This is a genomic window from Arsenophonus nasoniae (assembly GCF_004768525.1).
In the GTDB taxonomy this organism is placed as follows: domain Bacteria; phylum Pseudomonadota; class Gammaproteobacteria; order Enterobacterales; family Enterobacteriaceae; genus Arsenophonus; species Arsenophonus nasoniae.
Window position 1 is genome coordinate 323,151 of sequence record NZ_CP038613.1, and the last position, 23,814, is coordinate 346,964.

The window sequence follows — 23,814 nt, forward strand, 5'->3', positions numbered from 1 at the left end:
AATAATTTGATAGTGGCCGGGTATTAACGAAAAGAGCATACCACTGAGTTTCCCAGTAAAAAAACGAATCACATAGTTATCATTTATATTCATGTAATTTATCTATATTGAAATTATTAAAATATTTAATATACCTTTATCATTATTTATCTTGAAAAATTATAAATAAAAAAAATACATCAAAGACTAAATTTGATTTTTTTATTTATATATTTATATTTTTTTTCTTATGAAGAGTAGTGTATCATTTTAACAAAAAATTTAAAGCTAACAAGTTAAACATCATATTATAAAACTTACTTATATTATAAATTAGATTTATCAGGGAAGGAATATATGAACTATTTTATACCTAAAAATAAAATAGATATTAATAATATAAACATTAAATATTTTTTATTTTTATATATTCCTAATAATTCATTTGGGATTGTAAAAGACAAACAGAATCAATATTATCATTTAACGGATAAACAAATATTTTTATCCCTGGAACAGGTTTCAACAATAAAACCTATCCATAATCACTGGACAATAGAAAAAGCAGATATTTTTTCTTGTATAAAATTGGTTGCTTACATCGATTATGCTTTAGCTAATCACAATCTTCCCAATTATTCTAATCAATCAGTAATTACTAAAAATCACATGTATATTCTCGATGCTTGCGCAGGAAAGGATATTCAAACTTTACTCATCAATTCACTGCTAACCCCTTATAAGACTCAATTGCAGCCGTTAATTGAAGCGATGAGAAATCATGAATGCTATTGGATAACCCGTCACCTACTTAATCAAATGAAACAAAATGTTAATAATATAACGGAAATTCGCCTGAAGTATGGCGTTTCAGAGACCCATTTTAGGCGCCTTTGTCATCAATATTTAGGTCTCTGTGGTAAAAAACAGTTACGTTCATGGCGAGCGACTTCAGCAATCTTATCAATAATTCTAAAAAATAAACCCCTAACCAATATAGCTCTGGATTACGGTTTTAGTTCCGCTTCACATCTATCAAAAGAGATAAAAGTTATTTTTGGTGCCACACCTAAGTCATTTAGATTGATAAGGAAGTCATTCTATGAAGATTAGCCCGTTATTGCAGGCCATCGTTTCATGTTGTTTTTTATTGATTGTTTTTCCTAATCAAGCAACGACATTTTCAAATTTAAAAGACGATGTTTTACTCAAAGAGCACATTGAACAGGATAATGATCTATTTATTGCGGTTGATAGTCGGGTTGAACAATTTTTTGACGTATTATCCGATAAATTGAATAAACCTTTTATTCTCAGTTCAGCAGTCAAAAAGAAGCGAATTTCAGGTCGATTTGATGTTTCATCACCTAAAACCGCTTTTGATACCTTCGTACGTCGCATGGCATTTATCTATTTTAATGATGGTAATGTCATTTATATTTACGATGGAAGTGAAATGAAACAACAGATGCTTAATCTGAAAAAGATCGATTTTAAGCGCGTAAAAGAGTATTTACATGCCATTAGGCTTTACGATCCACGTTATCCCTTACGCGGAGGTAGCAATAATAAAACCTTTTATGTCTCTGGGCCGCCAATTTATATGAAATTGGTTCAAGCTGCGGCAGAATATCTGGATCAAGAAGCACAACAATTAAAACAGGATATTATTGAAGAAAAGCGCTTTGATAATGATTATGTTCACATCTTTGCTTTAAAAAATACCTTTGTCAACGATAGAAGCTACGCTATCCGGGGAGAAAAATTAGTCTTACCTGGCATCAGTAGCGTTCTACAACAACTTTTTCAATCCAACACGCAAACAGCAAGTCAAACGGACAAAAAAACCGCAAACATTGACGAACAATATGAACCAGAACCCTCCTTTGTTACTCGTGTTGGCAAAGAATCGATCGAATTAATACCTTTACCCGGTTCTAATAGTCTATTAGCCAAGGGCAGTATTCAAGGTATTCAATTGATCAATGAAATGATCCAGCGTCTTGATCAACCGAAACGGCAAGTTGAGCTGTCATTGTGGATCATCGATATTGCTAAACACGAAGCCGATCGGCTAGGTATTGATTGGCAAAGCAGTTATCACTCTAAAGATGGTAACTTTTTACTTAATACCAGCGATATTAGTGCAGCAGCCGGGATACATTTTTTAGCCAAAATACGGGCAATGAGTATGGAAGGAAGTGCCCATATGGTTTCCCGTCCTATAATCCTAACGCAAGAAAATACACCTGCGATCTTTGATAATAGCACTACCTTCTACGCTCAAGTACGTGGCGAGCGTATTGCCACGTTAGAGTCTGCCACATTTGGCACCATGATAAGTGTCGTCCCTCGCCTTTCACCTACCGGCGATGAAATTGAGATGGTTATCAATTTGGAAGATGGCGCTGAAAAAAAAACCAACAGCGGTGAAACAGAAAAAATTGATGCGTTGCCTGTCATTAATCGCACCAATATCAGTACAGTGGCTCGTGTTGCCCAAGGCGATAGTTTGCTGATTGGTGGTTACACTAGAGAAGATATTGATTCCAGTGAGAGTAAGATCCCATTACTTGGCGATATCCCATGGATAGGTGGATTATTTCGCTTTAGCAGTACAACCAATAAAAAAATGGTGCGTATTTTTATGCTGCAGCCCAGATTGGTTAAGGGAAAAAATCTGTTGAATGACTCACTAGGAAAAAATCCATTTAAGCCGGTTGATGCTCAAACCCAGGCGGCTATTGACCCGCTTTATACTTATATCAATGATGAGAATAGGTAATAAAAATAGTAGACATCAATAAAATTAGCTCATCAGTTTTGTTACGCCAGCAACCAAAGACGCAACACTCATCTGACATTGAAACAACCAAACCTACGGCAATGGTCGTCAATCACCACCACCAGCTATTAGATATTATGGATGATATGTCAATGGCCATGAGTCAATTTAATCGCCGCCAAGATCTACAAAAGAAGCAACAGGATAGTAGCGAAATAAATAGCCGTATTTTGGAAGATAATGCAGATAGAAAACTGGCTGCAGCGATCAAATTATTAAACAATCAAAATAATAAATTAGCTGATATTTTAGCCTTACTGCGCCAGTTTTTTCCTGATGATAGTGACTTTGTCTCAGTGCTAAAAGAGCTGTTACGCCGGCGCTACTTTTCTGCCTCATTGGCCATCGAGATTGAAGCCGAGATTCAGGCACTTTGTCAAGGTACTCATCAACGAGCAAAAGCAACCCGAGCAGGTATCAATATTGCGTTAAAAGCTAAACAATTTAGCTATCAAACCGCATTAAGTGCGATGCAACTTCGCCAGTTATACCGCGATTTCATTAGCCAAGATATTGAACCGCTATGGTTTTATGAGGAGTGGGTTAATCAATACGGCTATGATAAACGTTTTTTAATTATTGATTTTGTTTTGCAGTCGTTACTCTGTGATATGCAAGCATTGTCGCCTAGTTGCGCTTTTATGCCCGAATTTGCTGTCTATCTATCCACTTTAGGCCGGATCAAACAACTCTCTTCTGCTGACAAAATCTTTTTCGCTTACTGCTCTAATCTACCTTTTTTAATCCAGCCAGATGCTCAAATTAGCTGGTTAGCTATTTTTATTAAGGGATTAAGTGATCCGGAAGCAATGATGGTTATCATCCGAGATATTATTGCTAATAAACAACTAACCATTGTTATCAATCAACATATTTTATTACTGCAACAACTCATGGCTGCATTTAAATCGATAACCATAGAAATCTATTTAAGCCCTGACATCAGAGAAAGAACGCTATCACAATTACTTGCATTACTTGATTTACTTTATCAAAAAGAAAAAAGCTTAAGTCATCTTTAATTTTCACAGCAGGGAACGCAATATGTTGCAATCAGTTTTGTTGCAAATTAGAAACAAGCCTGAACTTATCGTACTTGGTATCATGATCTTAGTGATTGCCATGCTAATATTACCACTGCCGACTTATATTGTTGATCTGCTGATCGGCTTAAATATTGTCATTTCACTATTAGTATTAATGAGTTCTTTCTACATTACCAAGATCATTCATTTCACTAGTTTCCCCGCTCTGTTGTTGATTACTACCTTATTTCGACTGGCACTATCTATTAGCACTAGCCGTCTGATTTTGCTCGATGCCGATGCTGGCGACATTATTACTTCCTTTGGTCAATTTGTGATTGGTGACAACTTAGTCGTGGGATTGGTGATTTTTGCTATCGTAACCGTAGTGCAATTTATTGTAATCACCAAAGGCTCTGAACGAGTAGCCGAAGTTGCTGCCCGTTTTTCGCTTGATGCCATGCCGGGTAAACAGATGAGCATCGACGCTGATTTAAAATCTGGCATTATTGACAATGAGGGTGTCAAGCACCGCCGCATTGAGCTTGAACAAGAAAGTCAATTATACGGCGCCTTTGATGGTGCCATGAAATTTATTAAGGGAGATGCTATTGCTGGCATTGTGATTATTTTTGTCAACTTTTTAGGCGGTATTTCTGTTGGTATGGTACAGATGGGCTTTAGTTTTAGTGAAGCATTGACAACTTATACCATGCTAACCATCGGTGACGGATTAGTCGCCCAGATCCCGGCTTTACTGATCTCAATCAGTGCCGGTTTTATTGTCACTAGAGTGGGAGGAACGCAGAAAAATTTGGGTCAAAATATTATCAAGGAGCTGTTTTCCCATGATTTTTCTTTAATTATTACCGCGGTTTTAACGTTTATTATGGGTTTTTTACCTAGTTTTCCAACACTGATATTTATATTGCTATCAATATTAATCAGCGCCTCCTATTTAAGAAAAACCTTAGCTAATAAAAAAATAACTAAAAATCAGAAAAAAATTATTAGTCAACATAGTAGTATTAATAATAGAGAAAATAATGTTCAGTCTCAATCTAATGGGGATATTTCTTATCATGAAGCGGTGCCATTGATTATTTCAATCTCTGAGCAACATAAAGATTATATTGAAAATAATCAATTAACCCAGTGGTTAAAAAATCAAATCTTAATCCAATATGGCTTGTTATTACCTGACTTTATTATTAATTATTCTGCCGAATTAGAGCCCTATAAAGTCATTATTTTAGTCAATGAAGTTAAAAGCGCAGAGTTTCATATTATTTTTCAAAGTTATCGCGTGCTTAATAAAACCAATGAGTTTGGTCAGTTGGGACTTAAAAACCAAACAACTCAGAAACAAGGCGAAATCTACTACTGGGTACAGCAAGAAGAGAAAAATAAATTAGAACCGCTAGGCTATCTGTTTGCCAGTGATATCAGCGAGTTTTACTGTTACTTCAGTCAGGTGATAACTCGTAATATCAGCGAATTTTTTGGTATTCAAGAAACGAAAGATTTATTAGATCAATTAGAAAGGAAATATCCTGAATTATTGAAAGAGTGTTATCGCCATGTATCGATCCAACGTATTACCGAAGTATTACAACGACTACTACAAGAACAGATATCGATTCGTAATATTAAGATAATTTTAGGTGGGCTAGTGCAATGGGGGCCTAAAGAAAAAGATCCGATTATGTTAGTTGAACAAGTTCGAACACTTTTAGCACGTTACATTACAGCTAGTTTTATCTTTCAACAAAAATTGCATGTGCTAATCGTTTCAGCAGAACTGGAAGAAATTATTCGTCAAGGAATACGACAAACTTCGGCTGGCTCTTTTTTAAATCTCGAACCTGCTCAATTGGATCTGGTACAAGATAGGTTATTAGTCGCAATTAAAGAGAATTATACTACCCCTAAGATAGTTTTACTCTGCTCAGTCGATGTACGTCGTTTTATAACAAAAATTTTAGCAACCCATTATCCTGGTCTCAATGTGCTCTCTTTTGCCGAGATCACCGAAGGAACTGAGGTCAATATCATAAAAACAATTTAATCAACTCAAGGACAGAATTATGCAAATGGATCTTGCTTCACTTGTCACCGATGCAATCAAAACAATGGGAAAACCGGATTTATTTCCTCAAGGGCATCAACTCAATAATCATTCTACTATCACGCTTGAATTAGAAGAGTTACCTGATATTCATATCGCTATGGTAAATGACTTACCTATCATATGGGCTAACCTGGGATATGTAGAGTTCAATGTTATTCGACAACTCAGTGAACCCTTATTAGCATGCATTATTAGTAACCATTTGCCTTTTTTTTATCCAGGACAACCCGCTTATTTTCTCAATGATGAAAATATACTTGAATTACGAGCAAACTTCTCAACCACAGCGCTAGAAGATCCGACGCAATTTGCCGAAGCCATCGACAATTTTTTTCAATATATGCTCAATATCAACAAATTATTGATTGGTTAACTGGCAATGAACATCAACTTTATGCCCTTTTACCCCGCTGCCTACCCGGTACGCATTCAGGGAAACATTATTGAGGCGCCATTAAGAAAAGTTTTTATCGGCGAAATTTGCTTATTAAAACCCTATCCTGGCAGTCCGCAAACGATCGGGCAAACGCAAGTGATCGGTTTTCACCACCAACAAGCATTACTTAGCTTAATGGGTTCTTCCCTTGGACTTTCTTTAACGACAGCCATTGAGCCAACAGGCCATACACTCTCCATTCAATTAAATGAAACGTTATTAGGAACCATGTTAGATGTTGCAGGTCACCCCATCTTACGCTTTGCGCCACCAATAGCATCGAATGCTACTCGCTGTCGACGCTCAGTTAATACCAACGCGCCAGATTTCTTAAGCAGAAAACCTATCACTAACTATTTTGCCACCGGTATTCGCGCGATTGATGGGCTATTAACCTGCGGTGTAGGACAACGATTAGGCATCTTTGCTGCCGCGGGTTGTGGCAAAACCATATTAATGAATATGCTAATTAATTATGCGCAAGCTGATATCTTCGTTATCGCGTTGATTGGTGAAAGAGGCCGAGAAGTTACTGAATTTGTTGATGAATTAAAACGCTCACCTCGTGGTAGTCAAACAATTCTTATTAGTTCAACCTCAGATCAACCTGCTGTTGATCGCTGTAATGCCGCTTTAGTGGCTACCACCGTAGCAGAATATTTTCGTGATCAAAATAAACATGTCATTCTGTTTATCGATTCAATTACCCGCTATTGCCGTGCTTTACGTGATGTTGCCTTAGCTTCGGGTGAGCTGCCTGTTCGCAAAGGTTTCCCCGCTTCGGTTTTTGAACAACTCCCCACATTACTCGAGCGGCCTGGTAATACCCAAAAAAGCGCATTAACCGCTTTTTATACCATTTTATTGGAAAATGAAGAAGAACCCGATGCGATTGGCGATGAAATACGTTCTATTCTCGATGGCCATATTTACCTTTCGCAACAGTTAGCAGCACAAGGTCATTACCCGGCTATCGACATTTTGCGCAGTACCAGTCGTCTGTTTCAACAAATTACTGAGCAACAACAGCAAACAGCTGCACGAAACTTTCAGCATTGTCTTACCCAGTTAGCATCATTAAAACTCTTACAAGAATTGGGGGAGTATCGTACTGGAGAAAATGATGATCATGACCAAGTTATCAAGAAGAAAAGTGCCATCGAACAGTTTTTGCAACAATCATGGCATCAATCTTGTTCGTTTTCTCAATCGGTTAAGGAGCTTTATGACATCGTGGCGTAAATTTGAAACTCCAATCAAATTACTACAACAAAAACAAACTCGATTAGCGTCAGCCATCGCCAAAATTAATAGAGAAATAACTAATGAACAGCATCGACATCAACAAGCTTGTTTTTTATTTACACAACTAATCGAACAAGCCAAAACATTAGAGCCTGTCGGGCAATTAGCCTATAACGGCTTGTTTGACAGTAAAAGGAAGCAAGCGATAGTGAAAGCACAAACGAATCAAGTACAGGCAGAAATAGCATTAATAGAACAGAATATAACCCAACTGGATCAACAAAAAAATTTGCTTCAACAGCAACAATTCAACTTGATAAAAAAAGAGAAAAAATTAAAGCATTGCTATCAGCAGGCAAAAAAATGCCATCGCTTAAAAATCGCTTCGCGAGAAGAGATACAATTACAGGAATTAGCAATTTATGGTTAATATTGATACTCATCAACCCCAACAGATTATTAGTAGTTCATCTTATTTACCAGATAATCCATGCACTCGCTTTTCTTCATCGGATTGCCATAATGAACAGATAAATAATACCTATTTATCAAAAGCAATTGATGAAAGATTAACCTTATTACAATCCATTCTTGTTAGCGCGCTACCAACTGAAATAACGGTTTATGATCAACAACAAGAACAACAAGAGTTGCCTGCCACTGAGTTAGTGATTCCTATTAACCTACCTTTCAGCAACATTGAAACAACAAATTTCTTTCGCTCAAGCTGCCAGCCTCATTCGATAACCGTCGATACCGATCAAAAAAGCTATCCGATTAATCAGCGAGCGATAGAAAAACAGACTCTAATTAGCGATACCGAGGAAAACCAACCAATTAGTGTAAAAATTAAACTGACCACCGCCGCCAAACATCATGATAACAATAGACTTGTACTAATCGAGGAAGAGACCGTTGCTAAATCATTTTTAACCGCGGGTGATACTCATTTGAAAAGTACTAGTCATCAAACGGTAAAAGAAGACGACTTATCGCCAACGATTATAAATGAGTTAAATAACATAGAACTTGCAGGGCAAGAAAATTGCCAATCAGTTACCGATAATAGTAACAACTTAGCTAATAGCGACAGTTCATCTCCTTTTGCTAGCTGGCCAACCCTGCCAACGGCAGCCAGCTATCAAAATAACACAACGGCAGAGCTTCCGGCCAAAACAGCAACAACCGCTATGCCATTTAACCATTCATTGCCTGAAGCTGAATTACGTTACACATTCACTCAATGGCAAGGTACTCATCACGTTGATATTTATCGGATTACTAATCACCATCTTCAACTTATGGCATCAAATAGCCATGTTATGTCGATACTTCAACGCCATTTAAACGAAAGAGCATCTCCATCGGCAGTATCCTTATTTGACACGCTCAATATCACACTCAATAACAGTGATGAATCAGGTGATGAATCATCATGAAGGGCAAATTATCACTTAGAACCAGCAGGTATGCAGATAAAAAACCCGCATTTATCGCACTTTCAGCGCATTATCCCGGTGAAGAGATTATTACTGATAGCTACTGCTTCGTCTTACTGTTACAACAACCGAAATTACAGTTAACCGTTTATTTACCGATTGAGATCGCACTCAGCCAATACTTAACGATGTTAGCGCCACTGCCCTGGCTTTCTATTCCGGCCAGCTATCTAATTGAATTGTTACAAGAACAACTTACCACTATCTCAATTCCGCAATTAGGTGAATTTCAAATTCAAGTCACCCAGTTTGACTGCCTGCAACAACCGATTGATGCCATTAGAATAACGAGCTCATTAGGCCAGATATTGATTGTTGATACCAATGGTACTGCACCGTTAAAGGAGAACGGCTATGCCAACTTACCCTTACAGGTTAGATTTTCTATTGGTTATAGTCGACTAAAACAGCAACTTTTTCGCACTTTACAAACGGGCGATATTTTATTACTGCAACAATCCCTAACCTATCTTAGCGTCGAAACGTTACCGCTATTTCACTACACCTGGCAACCTCAAGGAAATATTATGTTAGAACAACCCGTTACTTCTGATCAGGATGATCATAATGCTAGCCCTGAATCCTCTACTGCTATTTTTGATTTAAACCAGCTAGCGTTGAAAGTAAATTTTATCTTACAACGGCAGACCTTTAGTTTAAATACGATAAAATCCTGGCAAACAGGCACACAACTTAGACTTAATAGTGATGCTCATTGTGCAATCGCTTTGGAAATTAACGGTCAAATTTTTGCCAAAGGCGAATTGATTCAGGTCGGTGAACAACTTGCTGTTGAATTACACACACTATTGTCAACCGAGCAAGAAGGCTAACTACCATGACAGATAATCCTGTTTCTATCATCATTCTGCTGTCAATTGCCACGTTGCTTCCCTTTTTGATTGCAGCAGGAACCTGTTATTTAAAGTTTTCCATTGTATTTGTCATGGTCAGGAATGCCATAGGTGTACAGCAAGTGCCATCCAATATGGTGTTAAATGCGATTGCTTTAATTTTGTCACTGTTTATCATGGCGCCATTAGCCAAAAATTTTTATCTCTATAGTGTTAATTATCAAACGGAAAATCCGCATGGTTTTACTGATCCCATACTACTTGATCAATTTTTAGATGAGAGTTTACAGGACTATCGCCAATATCTACATAAATACGCCGATCCAGAACTCGTTAATTTTTTTGTCGCCGCGCAAGAACGTGTTCCCCAACCAGAAAATCAAATTGATAACTCAATGGAAAATGGCTCTCTTATTCCTCTACTAGCCGCCTATGCCCTGAGTGAAATCAAAAGCGCATTTATTATCGGCTTTTATCTTTACTTACCTTTTGTGGTCATTGACTTAGTTGTATCAAGTATTCTACTCGCTTTAGGCATGATGATGATGAGCCCAATTACCTTATCGGTACCCATTAAACTGGTGTTATTTGTTGCCATGGATGGTTGGTCTTTATTATCAAAAGGGCTAATTTCGCAATACTTAGACTTAATGGCAGTCAAATAATATGGATATGAGTTATGCAATGAGTAAAGGGCTTTATTTGATCCTGATCCTGTCATTATTACCTGTGCTGGTCGCTACCGCTATTGGCTTGATTATTGGGTTATTACAAACTGTTACCCAGATCCAGGAGCAAACATTACCTTTCGGTTTAAAACTGGTGGCCGTTTTTATCTGCTTATTAATGTAAGCGGGTTGGTTGACGGAAAAAGTTATCGCTTATGCAACTGAAATGTTTAATCTTGGTTTCAGCGCTGGGATCTGACCGCAATGATGAAACTTTATTTAGCGCTACAAAATTCATTACTCAATTATTTACTAATTTTTGCCCGTCTGGCACCACTATTCTTTATGTTGCCTTTTTTAAGTGATCGCATACTAACCAATTTATCCTTAAAAGGAATTATCATTTTATTACTTACCCTTTGTTTATCACCATTGATAGTCATGCCAACATGGCAATCAACCAGCCAATTCATTGCGTTATCCGCTGTTGAACTCTTTATTGGTTTAACTATGGGCATCTTGATGGCTACACCTTTTTGGCTAGCCTCAGCGATAGGTGAATTTATTGATAACCAAAGGGGAGCCAGTATTGGTGATATGCTTGATCCAACCACTGGATCTGAATCTTCTTCACTCGCGTCATTAATCAATATGTTCTGTGTTGGGTGGTTTCTCAATCAAGGCGGCATGATCGAATTTGTCGCGACAATAATTGAAAGTTATCAACAACTGCCTATCGGTTGCCCAATTAATTATGTTGATTTATTCGCCTTAGGGAAATGGTTAACTCGTTTCATTATGTTAGCAATAACCCTATCAGCACCGTTATTAATCGCACTGTTCATGCTAGAAATCGGCTTGGGCGTTTATTCACTATTTTGCCCGCAATTAAATGCATTCTCTTTATCATTGACACTTAAAAGTATCGTTGCTTTTGGCCTACTATTTATTCTGTTCAATACGACGCTACCTCAAGCATTTATTTCAGTGCTCCCGCCTTCAATTTCAGCAATAATTATAGTGGGTAACTGATGGCAGAAAAAACAGAAAAACCAACAGCCAAAAAATTACGTGATTCAGCTAAAAAAGGTCAATCCTTTAAAAGCAAAGATTTAGTCTCCGGTTTTGCCTACTTTGCTGGCACCTGTGTATTAGGGTTCTATCTCGAATTAGATCAATTTATTTATTTTTATCAACATATTTTATTAAATCCTCACAATATTAACCCACAAAGTTTTATCAATGCATTAATTTCTTTATTTTTATCGATTGTCCTACCAGTGATATTTATCAGTGCATTAGCGGCCATTATTCCATCACTGATTCAGTCAAAATTTATCCTGGCAACCGAGGCTATCAAGTTAGATTTTAAAAAACTGGATATCGTGCAAGGAATAAAACGTCTCGTGGATAAACGAGCTCTCAAAAACCTGTTCAAGGCATTACTATTTTTAGCTATTTTTATCAGTAGCTGCTATTTTTTTATTCAATCATACCAATCGACACTATTATTCACTCAACGAAAAACGATTTGGCATATTATTTATGATTGGCGTATTTTAACGCTGAAATTTGTCTTATTTTTTCTGCTATTTTCACTCCCTATTTTGTTTCTAGACGCCCTGTGTGAATATTTTCTCCATCACAGCGAGATGAAAATGGAAAAGCACGAGGTAAAACGGGAATACAAAGAAAACGAAGGTAATCCAGAAATAAAATCGGCTCGTCGCGGTGCTCATCAAGAACTACTCAACGCAGAAACTAAACAAGCAATAGCACAATCATCAATGATATTAGCCAATCCGACTCATATTGCCATTGGTATCTATTTTGATCCTGATAACAGCATATTACCACTAGTAGCGGTTCGCATGGCGAACCAATATGCACTAGCGGTACAAGCCTATGCCAAACAGATAGGTATCCCAATTGTGCGTAACATCAAATTGGCACGCCAAATTTATCACCGCTACCGATTATACGAAACCGTAGTAAAACAAGATTTACTTGATGTGATTGATATTTTTATTTGGTTAAAGCAGGTTGAAATGGCCGCCATACTGGAAAATTCACCAATAGAGACAGAAAACAGTGAGCAAAAACTTTAATACTTTTGTTAACTTGGCGGATTTTTGCAAGTTAAACCGCTTAAATTCCTTTACTCTGTTATAAATAAAGCGAGAAGATGCTATGGAACAGCAAAATACGACCAACCGAAATGATAATAACACCGATGCTCAATTAGATGAGTATACTGAACTGGTGACAGAAGCCCTGCAGCAAGGTACCAGCTTAAAGGATTTAGAAGGCATACCCGCTGAACTGATGGATGGTGTTTACCGCTTTGCATATGATTTTTATCAACAAGGTAAATTGGAAGAAGCTGAAACCTTTTTTCGTTTTCTCTGCTTATATGATTTTAATAATAGCGATTACATTATGGGATTAGGAGCGGTTAAACAGCTACAAAAACAGTATGAAACAGCGCTTGATCTCTACGCGCTGGCTTATATACATGGGGATAATGACTACCGCCCGATGTTCTACGGTGGACAATGTAATCTTATTATCGGTGAAAAAGAGAAAGCTAAATACTGCTTTCAGAAAGTCTATCAACATAGCAGCGAGCAAGAATTAAAGAATAGAGCGCAAGCCTATCTTGAACTCTTAACAACCTCTCCATCAAATGACGATAATCAAGGATGACCTAAAGATGGTAGAAATTAACCGATTAACAGCTAACAAAGCACACCCTTTTACTGCTGTAAAGCAAGACATAAGCGCGGATAATAATCTGGTCAACCAATTAACCGCGCTACAAAAAAATATCATCCAACTAGTCAATAGTGTAATTGAAAACGAACAAAAAAAACGGCCAGTCAAAATCAATCTGATACAAATATACCGATCCTTACTCCACCCACAGATAATTCTTTATCTAGCGTAGATAATAATGCCCAATTACTGTTATTAATGAAACAATATCAACAATTGATCGGTAAAAATGAGATTAAAAATCTACGCGAAAATCTTACCCAATGGAAAATTCAAGCCCAGTTGAATCATCAGATTCAACAAGCCAAAAAAGTTGAACAAATCTATCTGGAAGTTGAAAAAAAGCTCAACCAGCATCGAGATGATTTTATTGACAGTTGGTTACGTGTCGCCAACGGGCTACATGAACAAACCGAAGACGGTGCCAATGCACTGGCCAATCTATTTGCAAATCAGGGTCTCAGTGGCAGGCTTAGGCAAGCTATTGCAGGAAAAAATCGCCTCACTGATCGGCAACAGATGAGCAAACTCTTAGAGGAAGAGTTTCCATGGCTGAAGTTAGATTTAACTAATGCCAAATTATCTGTTGATGAACTTAACCAAAAAAAACTTGCCATTAAACAATTTTGCCAAGGCATTGAACATAATCGCCTAAAACCTATCTTTAGTGATAGCACCAGTCAAACCGATAAGGAATGGCGTGATAATGGTATTATCCATACAGAATGGTATAACGCTGTGCGTCATTCGATGAATGATTACAAGCGAACATTAAGCTCAATCTCTTACGCCCAAGGTGCTTATAAAAGTCTAGTGCGTGATACAGAAGCTCAGCGTAAACGACTAACCAGCCTTAAATATAATAACGATATTAATAATCAACTTAATCAAGCAGAAAAAAGTATTTTCAGTTTAAAGCTAGCCACCTTTAAAACATTAATCGAACTGGAATCGCAGCATCTGCAAGGCAGCGCTAAACTTACTTATCTGATGGCCAAAATGCGTGAATTGCTTGGTTCACTCACACTGGAGAGCATGAGTAGCCAACGAGAAATTTTGCAAGAAATGCAACGCATGACTGAAATCCAGGCAGAAAAACGCGCACAGGATATCGATGAAAAAATCCGTAAAGCAGAAGAAGCGCGTAAATGGATGGCGATTGGTAGCCAAATTTTTTCCTGGTTAATTGCAGCGGTTGGTGTAGTGGCCGCTGCTTTTACTGGTGGTGCCAGTCTGGCTTTAGCCGCAGTCGGGATCGCCTTATTGGCCGCGGATACCATTTGTCAGGCAGCCGGTGGTGGCTCTTTTATGAATAAAGCATTAGCGCCAGTCGGTGAAGCGATGATGAAAATGGCAGAATCGATCTCTGACTTTCTATGCCAAATCGCGGTTAGTGAAGCTAAGTTAAATGGAGCATCAGAAAGTGAAATCGTCGAATTGAAAAAACAGGCCAAAGAGATAACCGACATTGTCGCCACGATTATTGTTGCAGTGACAATGGTTGCTGCCGCCATTGGCACAGCAAAATTAGCCAGTGTGGCGGGTAAAATGATTGGTAAAATTATCGCGGACAAGCTTAAACGTGCTCTAAATCAATTATTGGACAAGATGATCAATAATCTATTGAGTAACTTAGCACGCATCGTCGGCAACGATACCAGCAAAATGATTGCTATTGCTATCAAACAAGCATTCAATAACTTACTGGACAAAACGATCAATAATACATTAATCAGTAGCATGAAAAATAAATTGGCTCCATATATCAATGCCTCAATGGTACAAAAAAGCTTAATCGGTCTTTCTGTGGTTAATGCTAATACTAGTGCCGGTTTAAATCTCCATGCTGCAAATTTAGAAGCTGATGTTATCAAACGGTTAGGCGATTTAACGGTCATTAACCAAATAATGGCTCAACTGGATAAACTGCTTAACCAAGTGATGGATAACTTTGCCCAGGAAATGGAAACTGTGGCTGAGTTAATGCGCAAAATTGGCGAAATGGGCAGCCAAAGCCTACATACCGGTAAATATATTACTCATAACTTAAACACCATGGCATAAAAAGGACTTAATCATGACAACTATTACTCCTTCAATCACTAAACATTCTGTTTCGCCAATAACTCAATTGGATGTCAAAAACATTACAGAACCTAACTCAACATCTGACAAAATAGCATCTCAGATCTTGGCTAGCAAAACAGCACAACAGCAGATTGAACAAACGACCAAAGAACAAATCAATCAAACTAATTTACCGCTACTCACACCACCAACAGTGGAAAAAGATTCCGAGGCGTTAATCGATCGTTTAGAAAAATCACCGCCTATAGTGATGAATTTATTAGGTACTAGTGATGTGCAATTACTAGCGCTACTTAATAAAATATCAACAACATTAAGAGAACTTAATGCTAAAAGCCGTGAAAGTGGCGATAAACTTAAAATTACCACATTACAATCCAGCGAAAAAGTCAAAGACAGTAAATACACAGAAGCCGGCTCATTATTGACAAGTGCTATCGCCGGTAGCTCTTTAAGTCTGGGAATGACAGTTGCCGGCGCAGGGATCAGTCTTAAAGGACTGTCACAAACCACCAACAACATAATTGGCAGTCCACAAAATAGCTCACTGATAGCCGGAAATGCCGTCAGTAACTTATCAAACCCAATCAGCCAAATGACTCAGCAGCCCTTAGCTGCTGGACAAATTAAAGAACAAGGTAACCAGCGTATTTTAGAAACTGAGCAACAAATTAATAATACCACCGGCGAAACCCATCAACGGGAAGAAAATATCAATGAAGAGGTAAAGAATAAAATGATACAAATTCTCAATAAGATGATCGAATATAGCCAACAAACCGTATCCACCATCTCAGGTAATATTAGAGCTTAACGTTAGCACGTATTCAATGAACAATAACTAGACGAAATTTTTATGGTAATTTCAACAAATTCAACACCACACTCTGCTGCATGTTCTACTGAGATAAAACATAATGACTCTAGTCATCCAGTTATCGATGCTAATATTTCATTAAATAATAATATTACACCTATCTTACCAACAGAATTAACTATTTTACTGTCTGAGACAATCGAATATGATCTTAGCGATAATAACCAAAATGATGCATTACAAAACAAACAAAAAGCGTATCTTTTTGCCACACAAAGTGCACTCAACGATATAAAAAATGGCAATAAAGAGACAGAAAAGGGAACGCAAAATATAATATATGGAAGAATAACTAAAGATCAGGCACTAATAAAACAAGGTGAAGCATTAGTAGAACAAGGTAAGGCACTAACAGATCGCGGCCAAACTAACCTAGCTCGACTATTATATGATAAAAATCCCCCTCCTATTAGCAAAAGCTATTATCAGTCACGTAATGCGTTATTACCTACAGCAGAACAACTTACACAACAGCAGCAAACATTAACAGAAAATAATTATAATTCATTAATGGTAATGTTTAATGATATTAAACAGACTATTAGCGATGCCAATAAGAGTTATCTGCACTGTTACCGCGATATATTTAAAAATAGTATGGAAAAATTTCAGGAGATTAGCGGCTCACTTTCTGATGTCAGTAATTACGTCAGTGAAAGCTCAAAAGATAACTTTATTACTCTTAAGCAACAGAAAATGCTGGAGGATTTACAACAATTACACACTAAATTATCGCAAGAACCGACGGGGATCATTTATCAACAAGAAATTAAATTTATCAAACTAGCGGAAGGTGATTATCAAAAAGTTGGCGATAATAGCGGTGTGCGTTATACCGAAGCGCAAGCTTTGGCACTGATGCAAAGCTATCGCCAATCTTTTGAACAAAAAGTTACCGGCACTTTAATGGAAGCGCCCGATTTATCTCAAATCAATGCAGAAAGTTTAACGCAAGGTATTATAATTAAAATAAAAATTGATCCCAAACCATTAGCGCGTGTTATTCAAGTAGTGGAAAATTTGCAACAACCAACCACAGATAATCTTGAGATTTCCCAGGCGCGTTTCAATCTAATCAATACCGCGATTGATACGACTAAAAAAGATTATCAAGCCATGCTAGATGAGTTGTCACAACGTTACAATACGGCCACAATACTAACTATGATAACTTCGTTAAAATTTTAAGTAGTACCATCAATGCTATGCAAGATAGCGCCAAAAGCTTTTTACGTTAATCCCAGGTTCATCCTCATTTGAATAATAAAGAGTAGTATTTTATGACTACTCTTTTATGCGATCTATTTTTCAGATTATTATGCTAGTAATAGAACATCAGAGAATAGTTTTGTAGCTTATATTCATAATTTCTCTATAATTAGAGTGTTATAGTATATAGAACGTAAAGCATCGATAACATAATTAGGTTTTTATTTAGGTGCCTGGCAAAGGCTTTAATGAAAATTGAACATTTATCAGGCGATTATTTATAAAAATTTATTCATATTGGTTTATTAAGAATGCAACTATTTTGCCTAAAATTCTTTTCAGCCTTTACTCTATTTATTTCACTCACTAGTTGCTCGTCATCGACAACAGTAACAAAATTTCCATCAGCCAAAACGGCATCATCTTCGCCAACAGCGTTGGAAATTCTAAATCGTCATCAACCCACTACTGAAAAAACGACTGATTTAGTCGATCGTTTTGCTAGCCAAATTTTTACTGAAACAAATCCACAAGGGATGGCAATCGTGGTTATCGACAATGATCAGATAGTCACCCGTTATTATGGTGAAACGGCTCCAGGTAGCCGAAAAACCCCTGGCCCTGATTCATTGATCCGCATTGCTTCATTAACAAAATTAATGACCAGTGAAGTGATGATCAAATTAGAAGCGGATAAAAAATTACGCATTACTGATCCACTACAAAACTATAGCTATTTCGGTACTCATATCCCTATTTATAATGGCAAAGAACCAATTCGCTTATATCACCTGGCTAGTCATACCAGCGGTTTACCCAGGGAACAACCTGGCGGTAAAATCGGGCGAACGGTATTTGTTTGGCCAACCCAGACAAATCGTTGGGCATGGTTGAAAAAAGCAAAAATGAAGTGTTTACCTGGAACGAAAGCCGCCTATTCTAATCTGGCTTATGATCTACTAGCAGATGCTTTGGCAAAAGCAGCAGGAAAATCTTATAAACAACTTTTTGCCGAAAAAATAACCCTACCAAGCGAAATGTATGATACAACTTTTACCCCAACTACCCATCAATGTTCTCGCCTAATGGTCGGTTATAAATCCAGTCCATGTATTAGTACGTTAGCTGCCGCCGGCAGTGGAGGTGTTTATTCTACACCAGCTGATATGCAAAGATGGATGCAACAATTTCTGTCAACCCATCCCCAAGTTAGTAAAACAACCGCTCAACGTGAACAAGCGATCTATTTTGCTCGCGATATGCTTACCGACATAAAAGGGATGGACGTCGCTGGGCATGCCGATGGTATTGGCCTTGGATGGGTTTATATGAATCCACGAGATGGCATTCCCGGCATTTATCAAAAAACCGGTGGCGGTGGGGGTTTTAATACCTATATGACCATGATCCCACAACAACGTATCGGTATCTTTGCGGTGATTTCACGCAAAAAAGGCAGTAAATTTAGTCGCTTAACCCAAGGAATCAATGATTTAACCGCGGCACTTACCATCAACCACAATAATGATACTTTTCAGCCAACCAAACAAGATTTTGCGGTAAATCTGGTTAAAAAACTGCTAGAAAGCCCTGATCATGGTTAAGCCAAATAATAGGCAATAAATTTTTTTATCAGCATGGTAACGGATTAATAATAGAGCTAACCATACTGTAAAAGCGCATTATTGACGCCGCATTAATAATAAAATGCTAAATCCAAGAAATAGTACACTGGGTAACATTGCAGCGATTATTGGCGGAACACCATAGACTAAACCTAAATTACCAAAACCCTCATTGAGCAGATAAAAAATAAATCCGCCAGAAATACCGATCAATACTCTTACCCCCATTGCCACACTTCGCAGCGGCCCAAAAATAAATGATAGGGCCATTAACATCATGACGGCGACAGAAAGCGGTGATAGAATTTTCTTCCACATACTTAATTGATAGACTGACGCTTCTTGCCCACTCTCCTTAAGATATTTAACGTATTTATAAAGACCTCGTATTGGTAGCGAATCCGGTTCCAGAGAAACCACGCCCAATTTTTCTGGGTTTAGATTGATTTTCCAATCCATCAATAAACTCTGTGAGCCAGTAATATCCTTTTCATTGTTAATCAATGACTTATCTACTTGTGACAATTGCCATTGATGAGTATCAGTGTTATAGCGGCCTGAAGCAGCAAAAATAACCGCTTGCAGTTTCTTCTGTGCATCAAATTGATAGATGGAAACTTCTTTTATTTCATTTTTACCGATAACACGCTGAATATGAATAAAATCATTACCATCTTTAGCCCATAAACCACGATCTGTTACCATTAACGATCGACCAACAATTTTTTCCGCCCGATAGTTACGCGCCCACTGCTCTGCTGCAGGAGCAACCCATTCCCCAATAACCATCGTTAGGATCACTAAAGGGATCGCAGTCTTCATCACTGACATCGCAACCTGTAGGCGAGAAAAACCAGCAGCCTGCATCACCACCAATTCACTACGGGTTGCTAGAGTTCCCAAACCAAGTAATGCGCCTAACAGTGCCGCCATTGGAAAAAAGACTTCAATATCTCTGGGAACGGTTAATAAAGTAAAAATCCCTGCACTCCAGGTGGTATACTCACCATCACCCACTTTTCTTAATTGCTCAACAAATTTAATAATGCCCGATAATGAAATCAACATAAAAAGGGTCATTAGGATTGAAGAGAGAATAGTACGCCCAATATATTTATCTAATACACCAAACATTAGGCGGCTCCTTGATAGAACTTAGCACGTAGCCGACGCATCCAAACGGTATCCCAAATATTCAATATAAGCGCTAATAGCAGAAAAGCCGCATTAACTAACCACATTGTTATCGTAGGATCAATTTCACCTTTTTCTGCATTGGAGTGCAAAGTACTTTGTAATAGAAAGAAAATTAAATAAAGCAACATGGCCGGTAACATACTTAACACTCGACCCTGCCTGGGGTTAACTTCACTCAATGGCACAACCATCAAGGCCATAATCAGTACTGCCACCACCAATGTTAAACGCCAGTGAAATTCCGCTTTTGATTCAGCATCTGTGGCATGCCACAATTGCAACATATCCTTTTGCTCGATTTTATCGCCTGTAGCTGCCGTTTCTTTATGATCGATCACCGCCTGATAATCCTTAAAATCCGTTATGCGAAAATCGCGTAATAACGCAGTGCCTTCGTAGCGGGTTCCTTTGTCTAATACCACAATTTGATTACCGTTTTGATCCTCGCGGATACGGCCACTTTCGGCAATCACTACCGAAGGGCGTTGATTATTAACCGGACGTAATTGCGCCATAAAGACATCAGTAAAATTCTTGCCTTTTACCTCACTGATATAAAGAACAATATTTTGATCCTTGGTTGTTTTGAATCGCCCCTCAACCATATGAGTTAAACCAGGATTGGCTTGCGCATCCGCTAAAGCTTGTTCTTGATATTTTGCTGACCAGGGTAACATCCATGCTACATTGACTGCCGCAATCAGAGCGGTAAATAATGCCAGAATTAAGGCCGCTATTACTAATACCTTTTTACCCAAGCCACAGGCATGCATAACAGTAATTTCACTATCGATATAGAGTTTACTGTAAGTCATTAACAGTCCAAGAAACAGACTTAATGGCAAAATCAATTGTGCCATTTCAGGGATACCAAGCCCCAACAGAGGAAAAACTAAATCGGAAGGAATATTTCCCTGAACCGCTGAACTTAATATATTGATTGTTTTTTGACTAAAAAAAATTAAAATCAGGATAAAAAGTATTGCAACTTGACTTTTCAGCGTTTCCTTAACTAAATATCGAATTATAATCACACTAATTACACCTGTGGAAAACTTGTTTTTTGCAGCAAAATAGCTAACTTCATCGTATAGTTACAGTTACGTACAATATTTTGGTTTTCTTAATCGTTACAATGTATCATGATGATAAATGTAGCATTAACTATTGGAACACCAAACAGAATATGCTAAATCGTTATCTATTACTATCCGTAAACCATTGGGTTAGTTTAACATAAAGCAGCTATTTCATAAGGTAAATTTATACTGTTCGTTAATTTTAGCGATAGTATCAATCTTTGTCTTTAAAATTCAGGAGAATGCATGGAGTTTAGTGTAAAAAGCGGTAGCCCAGAGAAACAGCGTAGCGCCTGTATTATTGTTGGGGTATTTGAACCTCGCCGCTTATCCCCTATAGCCGAACAACTGGATACTATCAGTGACGGCTATATCAGTGCCTTACTACGCCGCGGAGAACTGGAAGGTAAAGTTGGCCAAACGCTATTACTGCACCATGTTCCTAATATATTATCTGAACGTATTCTGTTAGTTGGATGCGGTAAAGAACGTGAACTCGATGAGCGTCAATATAAACAGATTATCCAAAAAACAATTAATACCTTAAATGAAACCGGCTCAATGGAAGCTGTGTGCTTTCTAACAGAATTGCATGTAAAAAGCCGCAATAATTATTGGAAAGTTCGCCAAGCAGTGGAAACCGCCAAAGAAACGTTATATGTATTTAATCAACTCAAAAGTAATAAGAGCGAGCCACGACGACCCTTACGTAAAATCGTCTTTAATGTCCCAACACGCCGTGATTTAGCCAATGGCGAGCGCGCTATTTCACACGGCCTTGCTGTCTCAATAGGCATTAAGTCAGCAAAAGATCTGGCTAATATGCCGCCCAATATTTGCAATGCTGCCTATTTAGCTTCACAAGCTCGTCAGTTAGCTGACAATTATCAAAATCTTACCACCAAAGTAATTGGCGAAGAGCAGATGAAAGAGCTGGCAATGAATGCTTATTTAGCCGTTGGCCAAGGCTCACAAAATGAATCGCTAATGTCGATTATGGAATACAAAGGAAGCACCGATCCAGCGGCTAAACCGATTGTGTTAGTCGGTAAAGGATTAACTTTTGACTCTGGCGGGATTTCTATTAAACCATCCGATGGCATGGATGAAATGAAATATGATATGTGCGGAGCCGCAACTGTTTATGGCGTTATGCGCTTTGTTGCTGAACTAAAACTGCCGATTAACGTTATTGCCGTATTAGCGGGTTGTGAAAATATGCCGAGCGGTAAAGCTTATCGACCCGGTGATATTTTAACTACCATGTCAGGACAGACAGTAGAAGTCCTCAATACCGATGCGGAAGGAAGATTAGTTCTTTGTGACACACTAACTTATATAGAACGTTTTGATCCTGATGTGGTAATTGATGTTGCAACTTTAACCGGAGCCTGTATTATTGCACTTGGTAATCATTATAGTGGATTAATGTCAAATCATAATCCTTTAGCCCATGAATTACTTAGCGCCGCTAAGCAAACAGGCGATAAAGCATGGCAACTACCTCTGGCAGAAGAATTCTATGAGCAGTTAGAATCAAACTTTGCTGATCTTGCGAATATAGGAGGCCGTTCGGGTGGTGCAATTACCGCTGGCTGTTTCCTAGAGCGTTTTGCCACTAAATATCACTGGGCACATTTAGATATTGCAGGAACAGCTTGGCAATCTGGAAAAACAAAAGGAGCAACAGGCCGCCCTGTAGCATTACTTGCTCAATTTCTGTTAAATCGTGCTTATATAAACTGTGACGAAAAATCGCACCAGTGAATTTAATAATAGGGTATTGTAAGCAATACCCTTTTCCCATAACCGTAATGCGATGAAAAAAGCAACTTTCTATTTAATAGAGCAGCTATCTTCACAAGCAGAACTTGAAAGTCATGAATGGTTAGCCTGTCAGCTAGCAGCAGAAAACTGGCGGATGGGTAAACGTGTTTTAATTGCTTGTGAGGATCAAATACAAGCCGAAAAATTGGATGAAATACTTTGGCAAAGAGAACCTTATCAATTTGTCCCACATAATTTAGCCGGTGAAGGCCCTCGCTATGGCGCACCTGTTGAGCTTTGTTGGCCAACAAAACGGGGTAGCTCAGCAAGAGATATATTGATAAATCTACAATCAACATTTGCAGACTTTGCCACAACATTCCATGAAGTGATAGACTTTGTACCTACTGATGAACATTTGAAACAGTTGGCGCGTGAACGATACAAAACTTATCGCAACATGGGGTTTAATTTGATCATGGCAGCACCACCAACAACTTAATAAATAACGAAGC

At 38.0% G+C, this 23,814-nt stretch carries 23 protein-coding genes and 1 pseudogene; 22 read left to right on the top strand and 2 right to left on the bottom strand.

Annotated features, from left to right (window positions below; all coding sequences use genetic code 11):
• Positions 1–336: 336 nt before the first annotated feature.
• From ArsFIN_RS01420 to ampH, 20 genes and pseudogenes are all read left to right on the top strand, one after another.
• The gene (locus tag ArsFIN_RS01420) at positions 337–1,092 is read left to right on the top strand and encodes a helix-turn-helix domain-containing protein (protein WP_051296993.1); all 756 of its coding nucleotides are present in this window, start codon (positions 337–339) and stop codon (positions 1,090–1,092) included.
• Entirely contained in the window at positions 1,082–2,764 is a 1,683-nt protein-coding gene (gene sctC, locus ArsFIN_RS01425) for a type III secretion system outer membrane ring subunit SctC (RefSeq protein WP_051296992.1), read from the top strand. Before ArsFIN_RS01420 ends, sctC begins: the two co-directional genes overlap by 11 nt.
• 38 nt (positions 2,765–2,802) lie before the next feature.
• Positions 2,803–3,846: a type III secretion system gatekeeper subunit SctW gene (sctW, locus tag ArsFIN_RS01430; protein WP_051296991.1), complete on the top strand. Its 1,044-nt coding sequence runs from the start codon at positions 2,803–2,805 to the stop codon at positions 3,844–3,846.
• Positions 3,847–3,868: 22 nt separating this feature from the next.
• Positions 3,869–5,917: an EscV/YscV/HrcV family type III secretion system export apparatus protein gene (locus ArsFIN_RS01435; protein WP_026822627.1), complete on the top strand. Its 2,049-nt coding sequence runs from the start codon at positions 3,869–3,871 to the stop codon at positions 5,915–5,917.
• A 19-nt stretch (positions 5,918–5,936) separates the two neighbouring features.
• A complete protein-coding gene (locus ArsFIN_RS01440) occupies positions 5,937–6,353 on the top strand; it encodes an InvB/SpaK family type III secretion system chaperone (RefSeq protein WP_026822626.1) in 417 nt (138 codons plus the stop codon).
• A 6-nt stretch (positions 6,354–6,359) separates the two neighbouring features.
• Positions 6,360–7,658, top strand: coding sequence for a type III secretion system ATPase SctN (sctN, locus tag ArsFIN_RS01445; protein WP_026822625.1), 1,299 nt, complete (start codon positions 6,360–6,362; stop codon positions 7,656–7,658).
• A complete protein-coding gene (locus ArsFIN_RS01450; RefSeq protein WP_026822624.1) occupies positions 7,642–8,091 on the top strand; it encodes a hypothetical protein in 450 nt (149 codons plus the stop codon). Before sctN ends, ArsFIN_RS01450 begins: the two co-directional genes overlap by 17 nt.
• Positions 8,084–9,100: a SpaN/EivJ family type III secretion system needle length determinant gene (locus tag ArsFIN_RS01455; protein ID WP_026822623.1), complete on the top strand. Its 1,017-nt coding sequence runs from the start codon at positions 8,084–8,086 to the stop codon at positions 9,098–9,100. The genes ArsFIN_RS01450 and ArsFIN_RS01455 overlap by 8 nt, the downstream gene beginning before the upstream one ends.
• A complete protein-coding gene (locus ArsFIN_RS01460) occupies positions 9,097–9,993 on the top strand; it encodes a FliM/FliN family flagellar motor switch protein (protein WP_026822622.1) in 897 nt (298 codons plus the stop codon). The genes ArsFIN_RS01455 and ArsFIN_RS01460 overlap by 4 nt, the downstream gene beginning before the upstream one ends.
• Positions 9,994–9,998: 5 nt before the next feature.
• On the top strand, positions 9,999–10,679 hold the full coding sequence (locus ArsFIN_RS01465) for an EscR/YscR/HrcR family type III secretion system export apparatus protein (RefSeq protein ID WP_026822621.1): 681 nt from the start codon (positions 9,999–10,001) through the stop codon (positions 10,677–10,679).
• A gap of 1 nt (position 10,680) precedes the next feature.
• Positions 10,681–10,941: pseudogene (gene sctS, locus ArsFIN_RS01470) on the top strand (type III secretion system export apparatus subunit SctS).
• Between the two features lie 5 nt (positions 10,942–10,946).
• Positions 10,947–11,714: a type III secretion system export apparatus subunit SctT gene (sctT, locus tag ArsFIN_RS01475; RefSeq protein ID WP_034249513.1), complete on the top strand. Its 768-nt coding sequence runs from the start codon at positions 10,947–10,949 to the stop codon at positions 11,712–11,714.
• The gene (locus ArsFIN_RS01480) at positions 11,714–12,790 is read left to right on the top strand and encodes an EscU/YscU/HrcU family type III secretion system export apparatus switch protein (RefSeq protein WP_026822619.1); all 1,077 of its coding nucleotides are present in this window, start codon (positions 11,714–11,716) and stop codon (positions 12,788–12,790) included. Before sctT ends, ArsFIN_RS01480 begins: the two co-directional genes overlap by 1 nt.
• Positions 12,791–12,872: 82 nt before the next feature.
• Complete coding sequence (locus ArsFIN_RS01485) at positions 12,873–13,388, top strand: SycD/LcrH family type III secretion system chaperone (protein ID WP_034249510.1); 516 nt, start codon at positions 12,873–12,875, stop codon at positions 13,386–13,388.
• A 7-nt stretch (positions 13,389–13,395) separates the two neighbouring features.
• Complete coding sequence (locus ArsFIN_RS01490) at positions 13,396–13,629, top strand: hypothetical protein (RefSeq protein ID WP_026822618.1); 234 nt, start codon at positions 13,396–13,398, stop codon at positions 13,627–13,629.
• 26 nt (positions 13,630–13,655) lie between these two features.
• A complete protein-coding gene (gene sctE, locus ArsFIN_RS01495; RefSeq protein ID WP_026822617.1) occupies positions 13,656–15,521 on the top strand; it encodes a type III secretion system translocon subunit SctE in 1,866 nt (621 codons plus the stop codon).
• A 13-nt stretch (positions 15,522–15,534) separates the two neighbouring features.
• Complete coding sequence (locus tag ArsFIN_RS01500; protein WP_026822616.1) at positions 15,535–16,359, top strand: hypothetical protein; 825 nt, start codon at positions 15,535–15,537, stop codon at positions 16,357–16,359.
• Between the two features lie 42 nt (positions 16,360–16,401).
• Entirely contained in the window at positions 16,402–17,610 is a 1,209-nt protein-coding gene (locus tag ArsFIN_RS01505; RefSeq protein WP_026822615.1) for a hypothetical protein, read from the top strand.
• A complete protein-coding gene (locus ArsFIN_RS28685) occupies positions 17,604–17,660 on the top strand; it encodes a hypothetical protein (protein ID WP_407062031.1) in 57 nt (18 codons plus the stop codon). Before ArsFIN_RS01505 ends, ArsFIN_RS28685 begins: the two co-directional genes overlap by 7 nt.
• A 282-nt stretch (positions 17,661–17,942) precedes the next feature.
• The gene (ampH, locus tag ArsFIN_RS01515) at positions 17,943–19,235 is read left to right on the top strand and encodes a D-alanyl-D-alanine-carboxypeptidase/endopeptidase AmpH (protein ID WP_071846862.1); all 1,293 of its coding nucleotides are present in this window, start codon (positions 17,943–17,945) and stop codon (positions 19,233–19,235) included.
• A gap of 78 nt (positions 19,236–19,313) precedes the next feature.
• Here ampH and lptG read toward each other — a convergent pair whose 3' ends face one another.
• The gene (gene lptG / locus ArsFIN_RS01520) at positions 19,314–20,390 is read right to left on the bottom strand and encodes an LPS export ABC transporter permease LptG (RefSeq protein ID WP_026822614.1); all 1,077 of its coding nucleotides are present in this window, start codon (positions 20,388–20,390) and stop codon (positions 19,314–19,316) included.
• A complete protein-coding gene (lptF, locus tag ArsFIN_RS01525) occupies positions 20,390–21,487 on the bottom strand; it encodes an LPS export ABC transporter permease LptF (protein WP_026822613.1) in 1,098 nt (365 codons plus the stop codon). The genes lptG and lptF overlap by 1 nt, the downstream gene beginning before the upstream one ends.
• Positions 21,488–21,778: 291 nt before the next feature.
• Here lptF and pepA point away from each other — a divergent pair, with 291 nt between their 5' ends.
• The gene (pepA, locus tag ArsFIN_RS01530; RefSeq protein WP_026822612.1) at positions 21,779–23,299 is read left to right on the top strand and encodes a leucyl aminopeptidase; all 1,521 of its coding nucleotides are present in this window, start codon (positions 21,779–21,781) and stop codon (positions 23,297–23,299) included.
• Positions 23,300–23,351: 52 nt separating this feature from the next.
• Complete coding sequence (locus tag ArsFIN_RS01535; RefSeq protein WP_026822611.1) at positions 23,352–23,801, top strand: DNA polymerase III subunit chi; 450 nt, start codon at positions 23,352–23,354, stop codon at positions 23,799–23,801.
• Positions 23,802–23,814: the final 13 nt, after the last annotated feature.

Coding starts and splice junctions, on each gene's coding strand:
- ArsFIN_RS01465 (WP_026822621.1), top strand. CDS start 9,999: ATGACAGATAATCCTGTTTCTATCATCATTCTGCTGTCAATTGCCACG.
- ArsFIN_RS01535 (WP_026822611.1), top strand. CDS start 23,352: ATGAAAAAAGCAACTTTCTATTTAATAGAGCAGCTATCTTCACAAGCA.
- ArsFIN_RS01455 (WP_026822623.1), top strand. CDS start 8,084: ATGGTTAATATTGATACTCATCAACCCCAACAGATTATTAGTAGTTCA.
- ArsFIN_RS01485 (WP_034249510.1), top strand. CDS start 12,873: ATGGAACAGCAAAATACGACCAACCGAAATGATAATAACACCGATGCT.
- sctC (WP_051296992.1), top strand. CDS start 1,082: ATGAAGATTAGCCCGTTATTGCAGGCCATCGTTTCATGTTGTTTTTTA.
- ArsFIN_RS01480 (WP_026822619.1), top strand. CDS start 11,714: ATGGCAGAAAAAACAGAAAAACCAACAGCCAAAAAATTACGTGATTCA.
- ArsFIN_RS01440 (WP_026822626.1), top strand. CDS start 5,937: ATGCAAATGGATCTTGCTTCACTTGTCACCGATGCAATCAAAACAATG.
- ampH (WP_071846862.1), top strand. CDS start 17,943: ATGCAACTATTTTGCCTAAAATTCTTTTCAGCCTTTACTCTATTTATT.
- ArsFIN_RS01460 (WP_026822622.1), top strand. CDS start 9,097: ATGAAGGGCAAATTATCACTTAGAACCAGCAGGTATGCAGATAAAAAA.
- ArsFIN_RS01505 (WP_026822615.1), top strand. CDS start 16,402: ATGGTAATTTCAACAAATTCAACACCACACTCTGCTGCATGTTCTACT.
- ArsFIN_RS01435 (WP_026822627.1), top strand. CDS start 3,869: ATGTTGCAATCAGTTTTGTTGCAAATTAGAAACAAGCCTGAACTTATC.
- ArsFIN_RS01450 (WP_026822624.1), top strand. CDS start 7,642: ATGACATCGTGGCGTAAATTTGAAACTCCAATCAAATTACTACAACAA.
- sctE (WP_026822617.1), top strand. CDS start 13,656: ATGAAACAATATCAACAATTGATCGGTAAAAATGAGATTAAAAATCTA.
- ArsFIN_RS01500 (WP_026822616.1), top strand. CDS start 15,535: ATGACAACTATTACTCCTTCAATCACTAAACATTCTGTTTCGCCAATA.
- lptG (WP_026822614.1), bottom strand. CDS start 20,390: ATGTTTGGTGTATTAGATAAATATATTGGGCGTACTATTCTCTCTTCA.
- sctT (WP_034249513.1), top strand. CDS start 10,947: ATGATGAAACTTTATTTAGCGCTACAAAATTCATTACTCAATTATTTA.
- sctN (WP_026822625.1), top strand. CDS start 6,360: ATGAACATCAACTTTATGCCCTTTTACCCCGCTGCCTACCCGGTACGC.
- ArsFIN_RS01490 (WP_026822618.1), top strand. CDS start 13,396: ATGGTAGAAATTAACCGATTAACAGCTAACAAAGCACACCCTTTTACT.
- ArsFIN_RS01420 (WP_051296993.1), top strand. CDS start 337: ATGAACTATTTTATACCTAAAAATAAAATAGATATTAATAATATAAAC.
- pepA (WP_026822612.1), top strand. CDS start 21,779: ATGGAGTTTAGTGTAAAAAGCGGTAGCCCAGAGAAACAGCGTAGCGCC.